Genomic DNA, 15,457 nt, shown 5'->3' with positions numbered 1-15,457 from the left:
ATGGGAAGTTTTGATGAAAAGAAGTTTCTGCCGCTGGAAGTGGATCTGGCAAGTGAAAAATGCATCACCGGAGCTATTGGAAAAACGGTTGCCCATTTCGGGAAAATCGATGTCCTGGTAAACAATGCGGGATATGGAATTGGCGGTGCGGTAGAAGAACTGAGTCAGCAGGAAATCAAAGGCAGCTTTGACATCAATGTATTTGCCGTGATTATGAGTATGCAGGCCGTGATGCCTTATTTCAGGGCACAGAAGTCCGGAAACATCATCAACATTTCTTCGATTGCGGGATTTGCCCCGGGAACCGGATGGGGAATTTATGCCGCCACAAAATATGCGGTGACGGGACTTTCCGAGGTCATGGCAGAAGATGTAAAAGAATTCGGTATTAAAGTTACCGTTGTGGCACCGGGCGCCTTCCGTACGGAATTCCTCACAGACAATTCCCTGGTTTTTGCTGCAGATAAAATTGAAGGGTATCAGGCCATCAGGGAATCACATGGAAAATACGCAGCGATGAACGGCAGCCAGGCCGGAGACCCTGAAAAGCTGGCTCAAGTCTTTATCGATCTGGCAGAAAATCCGGATCCGCCTGTCCGTCTGTATCTGGGAAGCGATGCCTACCGCCGGGCAAAGGAGAAAACCAAGCTGCTTTCAGAAGAACTGGAAATGAACAGGGAGATTTCTTTCTCTACAGATTTCAGATGAATATTGAAAGACTGCCGATCATAATAAAGCCGATTGACTTTGGCTGATAAAAGTGATTTCAGTAGCTGCTTACATGAGGTGAGGAGAATCATGAAGATCCGGTAGATCCTCACAATCTGTAGGGGTAATTTCAAACTTAACTTAACCTCTGATCTGCTAATAAATCCATATTTTTTATGGGCCTTGATAAGACAGAGCAGGAAATGCCCGGTTTTTTATTTGATTTTTATACATTTAGGAATGGAAAAAATGCAGTCACTGGAAGAATTCTATCAGTCGAAGTTCAACCGGATTCCCGGGAATATCCGGAACGGCGTCGGGCATTTCAATGTTTTTACCGTTGATGAGTACATAGGTAAGAACCCGAAGCCTGTGGTATACAGCCGTAAGGATTACTATAAAATTACCCTCATTATCGGCAGGAACCGGATTCATTATGCCGATAAGGTGATTGATATTCAAAAGCAGGCCCTATTTTTTACCAACCCCCAGATTCCCTATAAATTCGAGTGGATCGACGATTATAAATCCGGGATTTTCTGTGTCTTTACGCCCGCATTTTTTCATCATTTCGGTAACCTGAATGACTACGAAGTGTTTCAGCCTGATGCAGTTCCTGTCTTCGAGCTGACCGATGAACAGCTGGCGGAGGTAATGCCCGTTTTCAGGAAGATGCAGACGGAAATGGTTTCGGCGTATCTGCATAAACATGATGTGCTCCGTAACCTGGTATTTGATCTGCTTCATTACGCGCTTAAGATGCAGCCGGCCCCGAAAGCTGAAAGGCAGAAAGCAAATGCTTCCCAACGGATTACCGGGCTGTTCCTGGAACTGCTGGAACGCCAGTTTCCGGTCGAAGATACCAAGCAGCAGGTCAACTTCCGGTCGCCCTCGGAATTTGCTGCCCAGCTTTCCGTTCACGAGGGCCGTAAAAGAAGTGACGGGGAAGACAACGTCCGCCATTATTGCCGAACGCCTGTTGCAGGAAGCCAAAATCGTGTTGAAGCATACCGGATGGAATGTGTCTGAAATTGCTTATTCCCTAGGCTTTAGGGAAACCACGCATTTCAATAATTTTTTCAAAAAACATATGCAGCATACCCCGCTGCAGTTCCGGGAGAGGGAATGAGTGTGATTCCCGCCCGGTTTCAGCATATGCGGATCATTGATCCGGATTCGTCTGAGCTTTATTCAATGATTTCCATTCCTCAATTCTGAAATGAGCCGTTTTCTCAATCCGGTTACATAATGCTTCATTCCTGTTATATTTTTTATCCGCGACCGGTGCACCTTTGTATCAATAAAAAAAAGAACAATGAATATTGTGTTAACAGGTTCTCTCGGAAACATCGGAAGGCCGCTTACCCGGAATTTAGTGGCAAAAGGACATCAGATAACGGTAATCAGCAGCACTGCTGAGCGGATAAAGGAAATCGAAGCCTTAGGTGCGGTTCCGGCGATCGGAAGTATTCAGGATGCCGGTTTCCTTTCGGAAGCCTTCAGGGATGCCGATGCGGTATATTTAATGGAAGCCTGGGAAGGCATCGGAAGTATATATGACAAAGAAATCGATTTTCCGGCCGAATTCAGGAAAATCGGGGAGAATTACAGGGAGGCTGTACAAAAATCGGGAGTACGGCGGATCGTCCATCTCAGCAGTATAGGAGCACATTCGGATCAGGGGACCGGCAGCCTGCTGGTGCATCATCAGGTAGAAAACATCCTGAGAACGCTTCCTGAAGAGGTGTCCATTACCTTCATGCGTCCGGTAGGGTTTTTCAGCAATATCTATCGCTGGATGCCGATGATCAGATCACGGGGAGCTATTGTACAGACTTACGGGGGCGATCGTAAAGAGCCATGGGTATCTGTCCTTGATATTGCTGATGCGGTGACGGAAGAAATGGAAAATCCCTCTAAAGGCCGTACGGTACGCTATCTTGCCAGCGAAGAAATTTCTCCCAATGAAATCGCGGCCGCACTGGGACGGGCCATCGGAAATCCTGGCCTGAAATGGGAAGTCATTGCTGCGGAAGAACTGCTGGGGCAGCTGCATGCGGCGGGTGTCAATGAATGGATTGCCCAGGGGCTGGTACAGATGCAGAAGGCGCAGGGAGACGGTAGCCTGTACGAAGATTTCTACCGCAGGAAACCGCATTTCGGAAAGGTCAGCTTTACCGTATTTGCCGAAGAATTCGCGCAGCAGTACAACCGTTAGAACCCGGCAGGACCGGAATCCGGATACAGGTGAACTTTTCCCACGTCCACTCTATGCTCAGGAACCATCTGTTTTACATACTATTTGTTTATGGATCCCCTGTCAGGGGAACGTGATCCGGAATCCTTATATGCCCATCTTACTTTTACCTCTAATTGAAAATACATTACCAATCATAAAAACCAGTTTATCTTATGAAAACAGCACTGATCACAGGAGCCAATAAAGGAATCGGCTTCGAAACGGCAAAACAGCTTCTGAAAAACGGATATTACGTCTTTATCGGAAGCCGGAACATTGAAAACGGCCGTTCAGCGGCAGAGCAGCTCAGAAACGAAGGATGGGGACAGTTAGAAGCAGTACAGCTTGACGTTACGGACGAAGCTTCCATAACTGAGGCCCGCAGTTCAATTGAAGGAAAAACGGCCGTACTGGACGTCCTAATTAACAATGCAGGCATCAACGGCGGCTTTCCGCAGGCTGCACTGGAAGCGGATGCCGCCGCTTTTCACCGGGTGATGGATACCAATTTGTATGGCGTGGTACGGGTAACGCAGGCTTTTATGGGGCTACTGGAAAAATCGCCACAGCCACGGATCGTCAATGTTTCCTCAAGCGGATGCTCGCTTACCCTGCAAAGCGATCCCGGATGGAAATATTACAGCCACAAGGCCGCCGTGTACCCGGCCTCCAAAGCAGCCATGAACATGTATACCATTAACCTGGCGTATGAACTACAAGATACACCATTTAAAGTAAACGCCGTCTGTCCCGGTTTTGTAGCGACGGATTTTAACGGCCACCGGGGAACCGGGACCGCAGAAGAAGGCGGAATCCGCATTGCGAAATATGCCATGATCGGGGAGGATGGGCCCACCGGAAAATTCATCAGTGAAGAACACAATCCCGAAACCGGTGAAACACCCTGGTAATGATGTATCTTGAACCCTAAGCAGGAACCCGGTTAACAGGCTGGCGGAGGAAAGAAAGAAGCCGGGAGTATCTTTCGTCAACATCAGATAAAATCGTATTTACTCTTTTCAGTAATACATTCTATCTGTTTTCCTGCTTAGTGACCTGATTCTTATTTTCTGATCAATTAATTAATTCATTACCTTAACGGCATGAAAAAGAAGCTGTATCAATTCCATTCGCTGACGGATTTTCACCGGATGTTCGGATTGCCGAAACCTGTGCATCCGCTGGTCAGTCTGATCCGCATTGAAGATATGAAACTTCCTGACGAAGAGCTGCCGGAGCAGCTGGTCCTGGATTTTTACAAAATAGCCTATAAGGACAGCCTGGGAAAGGCCAGGTACGGCCAGCATTATTATGATTTTGGTGAAGGGGGAATGGTGTTCACGTCACCCGGCCAGATTTTCGAAAAACCGGGTAAAATTACACCTGAAGGCTTTATCGTATTGCTGCATCCCGATTTCCTCTGGTCATATCCATTGGCTCAGAAGATACAGCAGTACGGCTTTTTCTCTTATCTCACGGATGAAGCCCTGCACCTCTCGGAGAAAGAAAAAGAGACTGTCTTTTCCGTTTTCAGGAGTATGGAGGAAGAGCTGGAGGGAAGAATCGATGACTTCAGCCATGATGTCGTGATCTCCCAGATCGAGCTGCTGCTCAATTACAGCAGCCGGTTTTACAAGCGCCAGTTCATCACCCGTAAACCGGTAGTGCACAGTGTGCTGCAGCAGTTCGAGGCGCTGCTGGATGATTACTTTTTCAGCGGAAAGCCCCTTGATCACGGCGTTCCCACAGTACATTATTTCGCCGACCGGCTGAACATGTCTGCTGCCTATCTGAGTGACCTGCTGCGGACCCTCACCGGACATAATACCCAACAGCACATCCATAACCGGTTGCTTGAGGAAGCAAAAAAAATCCTTTCCACCACCGGCCTGTCGGTCTCAGAAATCGCCTTCCAACTGGGTTTTGAACATCCGCAGTCCTTCAGCCGCCTGTTCAAGACCAAGATGAACCTGTCGCCGCTGGAGTTCAGGCAGTCGTTTAACTGAACGATGAGGTTGCTGTCTTTTATAATCTCCTGAACCGGAATTAACCATCTTGCCCATCCTTTTATGATGCTAAGCCTCTGCATCCGATTTACAAATGTTCTTCAGTGCCAGAAAAGCCGCAGAATTCTTACATCCATTGCATACGGTCCATTGATTTCAATCCTGCTCAGGAAGTATATTTTGCTATTCCGGCAGGTCTACCCCTCAGTATTCATATATATCCCGGTAATATCCCATATACACAAGGCTGTCCGTAAATATTTTAGGGTTAATTGTTTTAAGTATTTTAATGAGTCTCTTTTCGTATCATCTGTCCTATTTAAAAATGACTTTTTCGATAGGTAGATTTACGATCTCTTTTTTGTGGTTACCTCCACAGACGGTACGAAAAGATATTACGGCGGCTCGGACGATTCTGTGCTTTCCGGTTCCGGAGGCATTGTTCATTGGGGGCTCCGTATGGTGGAAGATGTACATGGCAACAAGATGAATTTTACGTACTATAACGAATTTGCGTCAGGGGTATTCTTTCAGGTTAAAAAGATTTCGTACGGAAAAAATAACGATTATACGGTAAACTTTAACAAAGAAACCAGCATCACCCGAAAAGATATTACCGTTAATGCAAAGCAGGGACTGCCAAGATCAGATGCTTTCCTGCTGAAAAACATTGAGGTGAAATATAAGGATGAGCTCATCCGGACTTATAAAATGGATTATATAGACGGTGAATTCTTCAAAACCCTGTTGAAGAGGATTTATATTGTCCCGAACAATCCGTGTTCCACAAGCCTGGCTAAGGGAACAGAGGGAAATAAAGACATTGTGGGAAGCACTGATAATGACACCGGCAAAACCCGTGATATGGATGATGGCTCCGGTGGCTCCGGCGGAACCAACGGTGGCATAGAACCAACCTGTAATGAAATCTCTGACAGTTATACTTTTGACTATTACAATGACGTTAGGGATGGGCAGGGAACCGTAAAACTTTTCGGGCCTGATACGGCGATCAATGTGCAGAACGATAAACATGCATACTCCGGATTTATCAGAGGTCTTGTTAATCCGTCGAAAATTAACGGAAACATCAGTTCAGAGAGCGGAACAAATTTCAGGGTAGCCGCGGGTTTGAATTTCTATGTACCTTCCAATGACGGTTATGGCCATCTGATGTTCGGATTACCTTTCGGAAGTTCGAAGGCCAAAGCAAGGAATGCCCAGCAGTTGGTAGATTTCAACGGTGACGGAATCCAGGATATGATTTACAGAGTTCCTGATGAAGGCCTATTCCTGAGAACCGGAAAACTGAACAACTCCGGAAATTTGAGCTTCAACGGATCTTTACGCATTGAGAATTATAACGGAGGGGACTTTTCTTACACGGAAACCAAAACTACGAGCAGGGGATGGGATCTGGGTGTAATAGGCTACAGCCAGTCTGATATAAATTCTACATCCCATGGTTCTACAAGCACTTATCTCATTGATGCCAATTCTGATGGCTTAATGGATATTGTTAATGATGGGGAAGTGTGGTTCAACAGGTTTGATTCCGGATCCGGAAAGTCTGAAATGACCAGGTATTCTGAATATACCGAGAATATGGTAGTAAAGGCAAAAGCTATACAGACTCCAATCATGTGGTGTGGCGATATTGGCGGTGATCCCCAGCCCTGTCCGGTAAAGCCTGAAGCAGCTCCGGCTGATATAGAAGATGTGGTAAAAGTCTGGGTAGCTCCAAAAGATGGATATGTAAGATTTACGGATGATGTTTCTTTAGCATCGCCATCCAATAATAGGGGTGTGCATATGTACTACAGTGTTGAAATTAAAAATCCTGTCCCTGTAGTTAATGGGTCTACTGTTACTTACTCAAATACAAGGATTTATTTACAAAAGATTTTAGGAACATACGGTGTACAGAATATTGTTATCAATCATTATAATGATTACTATGCCCAGATGCAGACAGTTCCTGCGGAAGGCAGTATTATACATGGCATAAATAATCCTGACCGGCTATTTGTAAAAAGCGGTGATAAGATCTATGTAAGGTTGCATAAAAATATGGCGATAGACCTTCCTGTTTCTTCAAATCCTACCATTACTTATGTCGATCAGAACACGGGTGCCGATATTGCAAACACATTTGAATTATCGCAGGATCAGTTTCAATTGAATAATGGTAATTATGGCAGCAATTTTCTTTTAAATAATGCTGCCGCCCCTATTCTTCTGGATGCTCCGGGAACAGTTTCAGTTCAGATCTCGTCATTTACATTTCCTAGTCTTTCTGATGAAGTAAAATTCAGGATTATCACTGAAAATATAAATACAGGTGACATTCATAATTTAATCGCGCCTGAAATTTATAATCAGACAAATTTAACAACTCAGGCTCATACGCTGGATTTTGATGTAAATGCTAATGAGCCGGTTTACCTTAGATTCATTGTAGAATCTGATTCTTATACAAATTTTAAAACTTTCAACTGGAACAACCGGATAAAAGTATCTTACAATGCTACGCCGGATTACGCTTCTTCTCCTGTTACTTTCACGTATCAGGGCATACCGGAGTATCCGTCTTTTGTGGTTACCCAGCTCAAGCCCAAACTGGATATTCATACTGTTCCGGGTAGTGCTTCTTTAAATAGTCCGCACGATTTCGGTGTCCAGATCAATAAGGATATTACCAATTTTTCCACGCTGTCAACAGGGACTTTCTATTATATTGTCAAAAAAGGAAACAAGGTTGAGGCCAAAAGAAGGATAACGGTTTCCCATACCAATGGTATCATCGTTGAAAAGAATATGATAAATGATCTCACTATTTCAGGGATATCCCCGATTACCTTTTTCAGCGGGAATCCTTCTTCAGCATCTTCAGCTAATGACCATCTGGTAACGGTGGAGGTATATTGCAAGACCAATGGAGATTATACTTTATTCAATAAATACTCAGATTATTTTTCAGGTAAGAGCCTGTTTAAATTTTATTCAGTAATAATCTTATGGCAGATAATTTCACCATGTTTTCAGCAGATTCCATGAGCAGCTCATAGTTTCTGCAAAGTCTCCTGTCATTGTCGAACCAGGAGAAAGTGCGTTCAATAATCCATCTTTTCGGTATGGGCTTAAACCCTTTTTTACTGCTGTCACTACGCATAACTACCTCGATAGCATAATTAAAATTAGTCTTTATTTCTTCAATAATATTGCCCCTGTATCCTCCGTCTGCAAGAATTAACTGTAGTGGAATAAGCAGGTATTTTAGTGTTTTCATCAGAAGAACAGCCGCTTTACCGTCATAGACATTGGCTACGCTCACCATGACAGCAAGTAAAAATCCATTTTTGTCAACCACCACATGCCTTTTGATACCTTTTACTTTCTTATTTCCATCCCAGCCCTTGAGGGAGCGGTTGTTTCCCCAGCGCACACTCTGGCTATCCATAATACCAAGACTGGCAGCTCTGTTCTGGCCTCTTTTCATCCTGACTTTCTCCCTGAGCCTGGATAGTAAAAGATCGAAAACTTCCAGATCAGACCATTTTGAATAGTAATAATAAACCAACTGCCATTTAGGAAAGTCTAAGGGTAACATCCTCCATAGGCAGCCTGTTTTTACAAGGTAGCTGATTGCATTCCAAATGATACGCAGATCATGTTTTCGTTTCCTGTCATCAAATTCTAATGTTTTTTTTATAAATTGCCACTGGGTTTGGGTTAGATCAGTTGAATACATTGACGTTTTTTTTTGCAACCTTAAAATGGCAATTTTTTTCCAGTTTTTAACCCTTACTCTTTTTTTATTCTAATTTTTAAACAGGCTTTAAGTTCTAATCTGAGTGAGGAAAATAAAAAGATATTTCTAGAAATTTTTAAAACAATCGAAATAAAAGGCTCAACGCACGGAGCGGGTCTTTATTATAAATGTAGATTGTACTCTATAAGGTACTTGTTCACCTGATAATTGATCGTCATAATCAAAAAAGAAGGAATGAAATGCGGTGTTTACTGCGTAGCTTTAGTCTTTCCGGTACTCACTTCAGCCGAATTCATATTCCTGTAACCTCCCGTTAAAAAATATATTGTACCTTTGCAATCCGGTTATGAAACAGGTATCACTCAGGCATTTTTTTGTTTTTTCCCTTTTGCTGTTGTTTTTAGGCAACGTCAGCGGGATCAGTGTGTGTCTTGAGCACAGGCAGCATGGCAAGGAAATTTCAGGGAAAAACAAGGACTCACGATCTGAAAAAGGGCCGGTAATGGCCAAGGACGACCAGTGCCAGTGTGCACTTCACCTGAGCCTGAATCATTCCCTGATTCCGGAATCGGCAGTACTGAATTTTCCTGAGGAAATCATTGAAAGCCGGCATGTCCCTCATCCGGAGATATTTGCTTACTATTGCCTGCTGGATTATTTCAGTTCCCGGGCACCGCCGGCCGGCCTCCGTTCAGCAGCTTAGCACCGCTTTGCTGCCTTTCCCTTCAAGCAGGTATCCCTACCGCAGCCTTTCGTCGTGTTCAGGTAAATAATGTGCCGGATACGTTCTTATCAATCAAAAAAAGGAGTGATCGATCATCAGCTCCGTTACATCAATGCATACCAAACCTTTTTACGCCCGGAAAACTGCCGTTGCAGTTCCCCGCGGAAAAACCGGCCTGTTCATGGCCGCTCTTCTCGTCACCGCCTCCGTTTTTCATGCCCAGAAGACGGAAAAAGATTCGGCTTCCGCTACCATTCAGACTGTCGAGATCATCGGCCGGAAATCCGGGGATTATACTTCAGGATATTCTTTCGCTGCAACGAAAATCGCCATGAAGAACAAAGACCTTCCGTTAACGCTCAATACCGTTACCAAAGAACTGATGAACGACCGTCGGGCCTTTCAGCTGGGGGAAGTGATAAAAAATGTCAGCGGTGTTTCCCCGTCCAGCTATTACAATCAGTACAGCATCCGCGGGATCAGCCAGAATGAGGAAGGGCAGATCATCAACGGGATGAGGACACGGCAGAATTATTTTCTGCAGCCGATGACCGCCAATATCGAAAGGGTAGAGGTCTTCAAGGGCCCGGCCAGCATCACCATGTCCAGCGTTGATCCCGGCGGCACCATCAATATGGTGACTAAAAAACCACTGCCGTCACCACGGCACGAAGCCGGCGTTTCAGCAGGAAGCTTCGGTACCTACCGCGTGACAACAGACCTTACCGGGCCTCTGAATGCCTCCCAAACTTTACTGTACAGGTTCAACGGAGCTTTCCAGAAGGCAAAATCCTTCCGCGATCATGTCAGAAACAACGGATTGCTGATTTCTCCGTCGGTTACCTATATCCCCAATGAAAAAACCTCCCTTAATGCAGAGATCATTTTTAATGACCTGCACGGCAACCTGGACCGCGGGCAGCCGATTTTCGGGGCGGTTGCGGGAAAAACGGATCTCAACAGTACACCTCGGAGCCTGAACCTGGGAGCCCCGGATGATTATTTCAAAACCCGGGAAGTGATTGCCATGGCCAGCCTCGCCCACCGCTTCAGCCGGAAGATCAGCTTTAATGCCTCTTACATGAAACAGTTCTGGAATGAAGATCTCCGGGAACACCGCACTACGAATGCTTTTGTACCGGATGTCAGCAATAATCCCGTTTCCAGCCTTGCCATGATGCAGTTCCTTCAGCGCAGGCAGCGATGGATGACGGGTAATGTAACCGCTTATTTCAATTTTACCTATGCCACCGGCCAGGCAGAGCACCAGACGCTGATCGGCTATGACAGCCAGCGGTGGGAAAAAAGGGACGGCGGGCTGCAGCATGCGGCAAGAGGTTTCCTGCTGAAAGACGGTTCGGCTGCTTTATCCTATAATCCGGCCAATGCTGCTCTCTATCAGACTGTAAACTATAACGGGATCCTGATTCCCAAACCGAATGCAGCGCCTTTCGACCTCAGCCCGGGGGCACAGAACCACCAGGGGCAGGACTTTCAGGTACTCAATGTGCAGACCGCATTGCCGGCCGCCCTCACCACTACCCATGCCGCCTACATCCAGCAGCTTTTCACCTGGAGGAAATTCAAAATCCTTACAGGAATCCGCCATGAATGGTTCAGGGATATCACCAATTATCAAAAGCCGGAAGAAACGTCGTTTGCCAATGAAAAATTATTGTACCGCATCGGACTGACGTATAGCCTGACCAAAGAGATCAATCTCTACGGGACGTACCTCACCGGTTACCAGCCGCAGTCCAATACCGTTTCCCTGATGCCGGGTACCGCCGGATTTACAGGTGCCGTATCAGCGGCAAAATTCAAGCCGCTCACTTCCGATCTGAAGGAGATCGGGATGAAAGGGAGAATCGGAAAGAAGCTGTCGGTAAGCCTGTCGGTGTACGAAATCAACCAGAAAAACATCCTGATGAGTGCCAATAATCCGGCAGAACCGGACGAGCTGGTACAGCGCGGTGCCGACCGCAGCAGGGGATTTGAAGCGGAGTTCACCGGCTATATCCTTCCGCAATGGCATATCTACGGTGGATACAGCTATATCGATGCAAAAATTGTCAGTGATGCCGATGCGGCACTGATCGGCGAAAGAAAAGAAAACACCTCCAAAAATTCCGTAAACCTGTGGACCCGCTATACCTTCCCGCAGGATACCTTCCTGAAAAATGCCGGTGCCGGGCTGGGAATCCTGTACCAGAGCTCAAAAGTCCCCTGGTTTACCCGCAGTTTTGAGCTGCCGGCCTATGCAACACTGGATGCGGCGCTGTACTATACTCCGGTACCTTCCGTACAGGTAGCCCTTAATGTGAACAATCTTACCGATACGGTATACTGGACCGGGGCGCAGAATTACCTGAGGCTGTTTCCGGGAGCCCCGAGAAATTATATGATAACCCTTACTTATCAATTTTAATAATGACAACATCAACGTTACAACTGATCATCAGGAAAACCCGCAGGGACCTGATCAAAGGAAAACGCAACCTGCTGATTGCCGCCATGATGGTGCTGTTCTGCCTGCTGAGCATCGGCGTGGGATTCAGCAGGTACGGAGAAACCAACGTCCGGATCGGCGAATACCGCAAGGAAGTCCGTGAACACTGGGAAGAAAGGCCGTCCAAGCATCCGCACCGGATGGCCCATTACGGATACCTCGTATTCAGGATCAGCCATCCGCTGAGTATTTTCGATACCGGTCTGGATGATTATCTGGGTAACGTCATTTTTCTGGAAGCCCACAAACAGAACACCGCCAATCTTTCCGAAGCCGGCAGCTCCGGCATCCTGGTCCGTTTCGGGACCTTCAGCAGCGCTTTCATCCTGCAGTACCTGGTACCGCTGATGATCCTGTTTTCCGGTTTCGGCCTGATTGCAAAGGAACGGGAAGACGCTACCCTGAAGATTTTAAGCACACAGGGTGCCTCCGGAAGAGCTATCGTCTGGGGCAAGATCCTTGGGCTGTGGCAGTTTTCACTGCTCTACCTGCTTCCGGTACTTCCGGTAGTATCCGCAGCAGCACTGCTTACCGGCACAGCCGGCGTGGCGGATCTGCTAGCCCGGCTGGCCGTCATCCTATCTTCCTACATGCTCTATTATTTTTTTATCTGTACGCTTACGGTAACGGTATCGGCATGGAGCAGGAGTTCTTCGTCTGCACTGGTCAGCCTGATCGGGTGCTGGCTGGTACTGCTTATTTTTATACCGAAAACAGTACAGTTCGCTGCCCGCAACCTTTATCCGGCTCCGTCAAGGATTGCCTTCGAAACCGCATTGGAACAGGATATCCTGAAAGCGGGGGACAGCCACAATCCGGATGATCCGCATTTTAAAAAAATCAAGGATTCTTTGCTGGCCAGTTACAATGTGAGAACCACCGGTGAATTGCCTTTTAATTACAGCGGTTTTGTAATGAAGGAAGGGGAAAAGATCAGCTCGGAGATTTACATCCGTCACCGGAAAGAACTGGAGCAGATCTACAGCAGGCAGCAGCGGTTTACCGAACTGAGCGGTCTGCTGGATCCGGCCATTGCTATCAGGAACGTGTCTATGCTGGCCTCCGGTACCGATCTTTTTTCTTACAGCCGGTTCCAGCAGCAGGCAGAGCAGTACCGCTACCGGCTGGCACAGAACATGAACGAGTTGCAGATCAGCAATATCAGCAATGTCAAACCTGAAAAAGGAGGTCCGCCCGCTATCGTGGATAAGGAAAACTGGAAACGCTTCCAGGATTTCAATTATCAGTTTACACCGCTCGGCCCCGCACTCCGCCAACAGTGGATTCCTGCCGCAGCCCTTGCCTGCTGGCTGGTACTCTGCATTATACTGACTGAAGCCTGTGCCCGGAACTTAAAATTACTTTCATGAAAAATTATCTGTATAAACAATTTTACCGCAACAGGGCGCATGTCATGGCATTAACGTTCCTGCTGCTTGCCGGCATCATGGCCATTTATACCGGCAAAAAATTCCTCGATCAGAATGACGGGGTGATTGAAAAAAGCGAGCATTTCCAGAAAGAAAGCATTGCCCGTAATGTGAAGTACCACAAGGATGATCTGGGACTGATCCTGTATTATGTGAAATTCAACCTTGCCAACAGGACACCGGAGCTGGCTGCCCTCAGCATCGGGATGCGGGACGTCAATCCGTCTGTTCAGGGCGTTACCATCAGGAATCTTGAGGAACAGCGCTATAATGCCGATTTTTATAATCCAGCCAATGCTGCCGCCGGAAACTTTGATTTTACTTTTGTACTGGTTTTTATCTTTCCGCTGATCATTGTAGCGTTCTGCTATAACCTGATCTCCGAAGAAGAGGAAAGCGGCCGCTGGAAACTGCTGTCCGTACAGAGTGGTCATCTGGGAAACTTTCTCGATGCAAAGCTCCTGGTCCGCTTTTTTGCCGTTGCTGCCGTTTACCTGTTGCTGCTGCTTATTGCTTCGGTATGGATCCGGATTCCTCCGGATCTTCCTTACCTGATATTTACCCTTTCCGGACTGCTGTACATTGTATTCTGGTTTGCTTTATGCCGGTGGGTCATTTCTTTCCGTAAATCTTCCGCGCAAAATGCGCTGCTCCTGTTAGTAGTATGGGTAGCAATGAATTTTATTGTCCCGATGAGTGCCAATATGGTCATCCGGAAAATGTATCCTGTAAAGGAATCCCTGAAAGCCGTCATGGAGCAGCGGGAAGGCTATCACAATAAATGGGATGAACCCAAAACGCCGACCATGGAAAAATTTTACCGTGCCTATCCTCAGTTCAGCCGTTTTAAGGTGGAAGAAAATGACGCTTTCACCTGGACGTGGTACTATGCGATGCAGCACATGGGCGACGTTGAAGCCGCTGGTTCGTCTCGTCAGTACATCAGCGAAATGAAGCTCCGCAACCGGGCGGCAGAATATCTCGGTTTTATTTTCCCGAACCTGCATACCCAGCTTACGGAAACCCGTCTTGCACAGACCGGAATGGACAATCAGCTGGAATATGCCGGTGCCCTGAAAAAGTTCCACGAAAGAAAACGGCTGTTCTTCTATCCGCTGGTGTTCTCCGGCCGCACTGCTGATGCTGTAGACTGGAGCAGACAGAACGTAGAATATACGGTCCCTGAAAACCCGCTGCGCCCGGCCGCTGTTTTCCTGCCTTACCTTATTATTATTACCTTACTTATTATCCTGTCACAGAAAAAATACAGAAACTTATGATTAAGACCATCAACCTTCATAAAAAATACAACAGCTTTACCGCGCTGCAATCACTGAACCTGGAAGTGGCAAAAGGAGAAATATTTGCATTGCTCGGGCAGAACGGTGCCGGGAAAAGCACCACGATCAATATCCTGCTGGGCCTCATCAGGGCAACAGCCGGCGAGGCTTTTGTGAATGGATTATCCGTAAAAGACCGGCCGCAGGAAATCAGGAAGCACCTGGCGTATATTCCCGAAACCGTACTGCTGTACCCGAACCTCTCCGGCACGGAAAACCTGGATTTCTTCTCAAGAATTGCCGGGTTCCGGTATTCGAAACAGGAACTTGCAGGATTTCTGAGGCATACCGGCCTCCAGGAAAATGCGCACGGGCAGCTGCTTGGCGGCTACTCCAAAGGGATGCGCCAGAAAGTGGGAATTGCCATTGCTCTTGCCAAAGATGCCAAAGTCCTGCTGCTGGATGAACCTACCAGCGGCCTGGATCCGATTGCGACCGCAGAATTTACGGAAATTGTCCGCCGGCTGGGACAGGAGGGAAGAACCGTTTTCATGGCCACCCATGATATCTTCAATGCGGTGAGCGTGGCTACCAATATCGGGATTATGAAACAGGGGGAACTGGTTCAGCACCTGCCTTCAAAGGCATTTACAGCAGAAGAGCTCCAGGATCTTTATCTGAAAACGATCTGATATTTTTCCATATATAAAGCTATTATTGCCGGCCCTGTAAGCCGGCCATATTTTTTCCGCAAGGATATATAAACAAAACCTCCTGCAAAAGCAGGAG

General features: G+C 46.8%; 13 protein-coding genes. 12 read left to right on the top strand and 1 reads right to left on the bottom strand.

Going from position 1 to position 15,457, the window contains the following annotated elements:
* The 7 genes from QZ735_RS19385 to QZ735_RS19355 all read left to right on the top strand — a co-directional run.
* Positions 1–708, top strand: a 708-nt coding sequence (locus QZ735_RS19385; protein ID WP_294252242.1) for an SDR family NAD(P)-dependent oxidoreductase, incomplete at its 5' end; no start/stop codon positions are given.
* Positions 709–948: 240 nt separating this feature from the next.
* Positions 949–1,737, top strand: coding sequence for an AraC family transcriptional regulator (locus QZ735_RS19380; RefSeq protein WP_294252239.1), 789 nt, complete (start codon positions 949–951; stop codon positions 1,735–1,737).
* Entirely contained in the window at positions 1,646–1,837 is a 192-nt protein-coding gene (locus QZ735_RS19375) for a helix-turn-helix domain-containing protein (protein ID WP_294252236.1), read from the top strand. Before QZ735_RS19380 ends, QZ735_RS19375 begins: the two co-directional genes overlap by 92 nt.
* A 186-nt stretch (positions 1,838–2,023) precedes the next feature.
* Positions 2,024–2,926: an NAD(P)H-binding protein gene (locus tag QZ735_RS19370; protein ID WP_294252232.1), complete on the top strand. Its 903-nt coding sequence runs from the start codon at positions 2,024–2,026 to the stop codon at positions 2,924–2,926.
* Between the two features lie 194 nt (positions 2,927–3,120).
* Complete coding sequence (locus tag QZ735_RS19365; RefSeq protein WP_294252227.1) at positions 3,121–3,858, top strand: SDR family oxidoreductase; 738 nt, start codon at positions 3,121–3,123, stop codon at positions 3,856–3,858.
* Between the two features lie 192 nt (positions 3,859–4,050).
* Positions 4,051–4,953, top strand: a complete 903-nt coding sequence (locus QZ735_RS19360; protein ID WP_294252224.1) for an AraC family transcriptional regulator — start codon at positions 4,051–4,053, stop codon at positions 4,951–4,953.
* 363 nt (positions 4,954–5,316) lie between these two features.
* Positions 5,317–8,010: a hypothetical protein gene (locus QZ735_RS19355; RefSeq protein ID WP_294252221.1), complete on the top strand. Its 2,694-nt coding sequence runs from the start codon at positions 5,317–5,319 to the stop codon at positions 8,008–8,010.
* Here QZ735_RS19355 and QZ735_RS19350 read toward each other — a convergent pair.
* Entirely contained in the window at positions 7,946–8,704 is a 759-nt protein-coding gene (locus tag QZ735_RS19350) for an IS5 family transposase (protein WP_294252218.1), read from the bottom strand. The genes QZ735_RS19355 and QZ735_RS19350 overlap by 65 nt on opposite strands.
* 367 nt (positions 8,705–9,071) lie before the next feature.
* Here QZ735_RS19350 and QZ735_RS19345 point away from each other — a divergent pair, with 367 nt between their 5' ends.
* The 5 genes from QZ735_RS19345 (at position 9,072) to QZ735_RS19325 (ending at position 15,360) form a co-directional block, all read left to right on the top strand.
* Positions 9,072–9,428: a hypothetical protein gene (locus QZ735_RS19345; RefSeq protein WP_294252214.1), complete on the top strand. Its 357-nt coding sequence runs from the start codon at positions 9,072–9,074 to the stop codon at positions 9,426–9,428.
* Positions 9,429–9,561: 133 nt separating this feature from the next.
* Entirely contained in the window at positions 9,562–11,877 is a 2,316-nt protein-coding gene (locus QZ735_RS19340) for a TonB-dependent siderophore receptor (protein ID WP_294252212.1), read from the top strand.
* 2 nt (positions 11,878–11,879) lie between these two features.
* Positions 11,880–13,328 carry a DUF3526 domain-containing protein gene (locus tag QZ735_RS19335; RefSeq protein WP_294252210.1) on the top strand — a complete coding sequence of 483 codons (1,449 nt, stop codon included), beginning with the start codon at positions 11,880–11,882 and terminating at the stop codon, positions 13,326–13,328.
* Positions 13,325–14,668, top strand: a complete 1,344-nt coding sequence (locus QZ735_RS19330) for a DUF3526 domain-containing protein (RefSeq protein WP_294252209.1) — start codon at positions 13,325–13,327, stop codon at positions 14,666–14,668. The genes QZ735_RS19335 and QZ735_RS19330 overlap by 4 nt, the downstream gene beginning before the upstream one ends.
* The gene (locus QZ735_RS19325) at positions 14,665–15,360 is read left to right on the top strand and encodes an ABC transporter ATP-binding protein (RefSeq protein ID WP_294252206.1); all 696 of its coding nucleotides are present in this window, start codon (positions 14,665–14,667) and stop codon (positions 15,358–15,360) included. The genes QZ735_RS19330 and QZ735_RS19325 overlap by 4 nt, the downstream gene beginning before the upstream one ends.
* The last annotated feature ends 97 nt before the right edge of the window (positions 15,361–15,457 follow it).

Origin of the sequence: uncultured Chryseobacterium sp., from assembly GCF_913776365.1 — a bacterium.
GTDB lineage: Bacteria > Bacteroidota > Bacteroidia > Flavobacteriales > Weeksellaceae > Chryseobacterium.
Note: the sequence above shows the minus strand (reverse complement) of the source record. Positions and strands in the feature narration are given on the sequence as shown.

Bases quoted from the DNA above. Each gene is read 5' to 3' on its own strand.
- QZ735_RS19380 (WP_294252239.1), top strand. From the start codon at position 949: ATGGAAAAAATGCAGTCACTGGAAGAATTCTATCAGTCGAAGTTCAAC.
- QZ735_RS19370 (WP_294252232.1), top strand. From the start codon at position 2,024: ATGAATATTGTGTTAACAGGTTCTCTCGGAAACATCGGAAGGCCGCTT.
- QZ735_RS19365 (WP_294252227.1), top strand. From the start codon at position 3,121: ATGAAAACAGCACTGATCACAGGAGCCAATAAAGGAATCGGCTTCGAA.
- QZ735_RS19360 (WP_294252224.1), top strand. From the start codon at position 4,051: ATGAAAAAGAAGCTGTATCAATTCCATTCGCTGACGGATTTTCACCGG.
- QZ735_RS19350 (WP_294252218.1), bottom strand. From the start codon at position 8,704: ATGTATTCAACTGATCTAACCCAAACCCAGTGGCAATTTATAAAAAAA.
- QZ735_RS19345 (WP_294252214.1), top strand. From the start codon at position 9,072: ATGAAACAGGTATCACTCAGGCATTTTTTTGTTTTTTCCCTTTTGCTG.
- QZ735_RS19340 (WP_294252212.1), top strand. From the start codon at position 9,562: ATGCATACCAAACCTTTTTACGCCCGGAAAACTGCCGTTGCAGTTCCC.
- QZ735_RS19335 (WP_294252210.1), top strand. From the start codon at position 11,880: ATGACAACATCAACGTTACAACTGATCATCAGGAAAACCCGCAGGGAC.
- QZ735_RS19330 (WP_294252209.1), top strand. From the start codon at position 13,325: ATGAAAAATTATCTGTATAAACAATTTTACCGCAACAGGGCGCATGTC.
- QZ735_RS19325 (WP_294252206.1), top strand. From the start codon at position 14,665: ATGATTAAGACCATCAACCTTCATAAAAAATACAACAGCTTTACCGCG.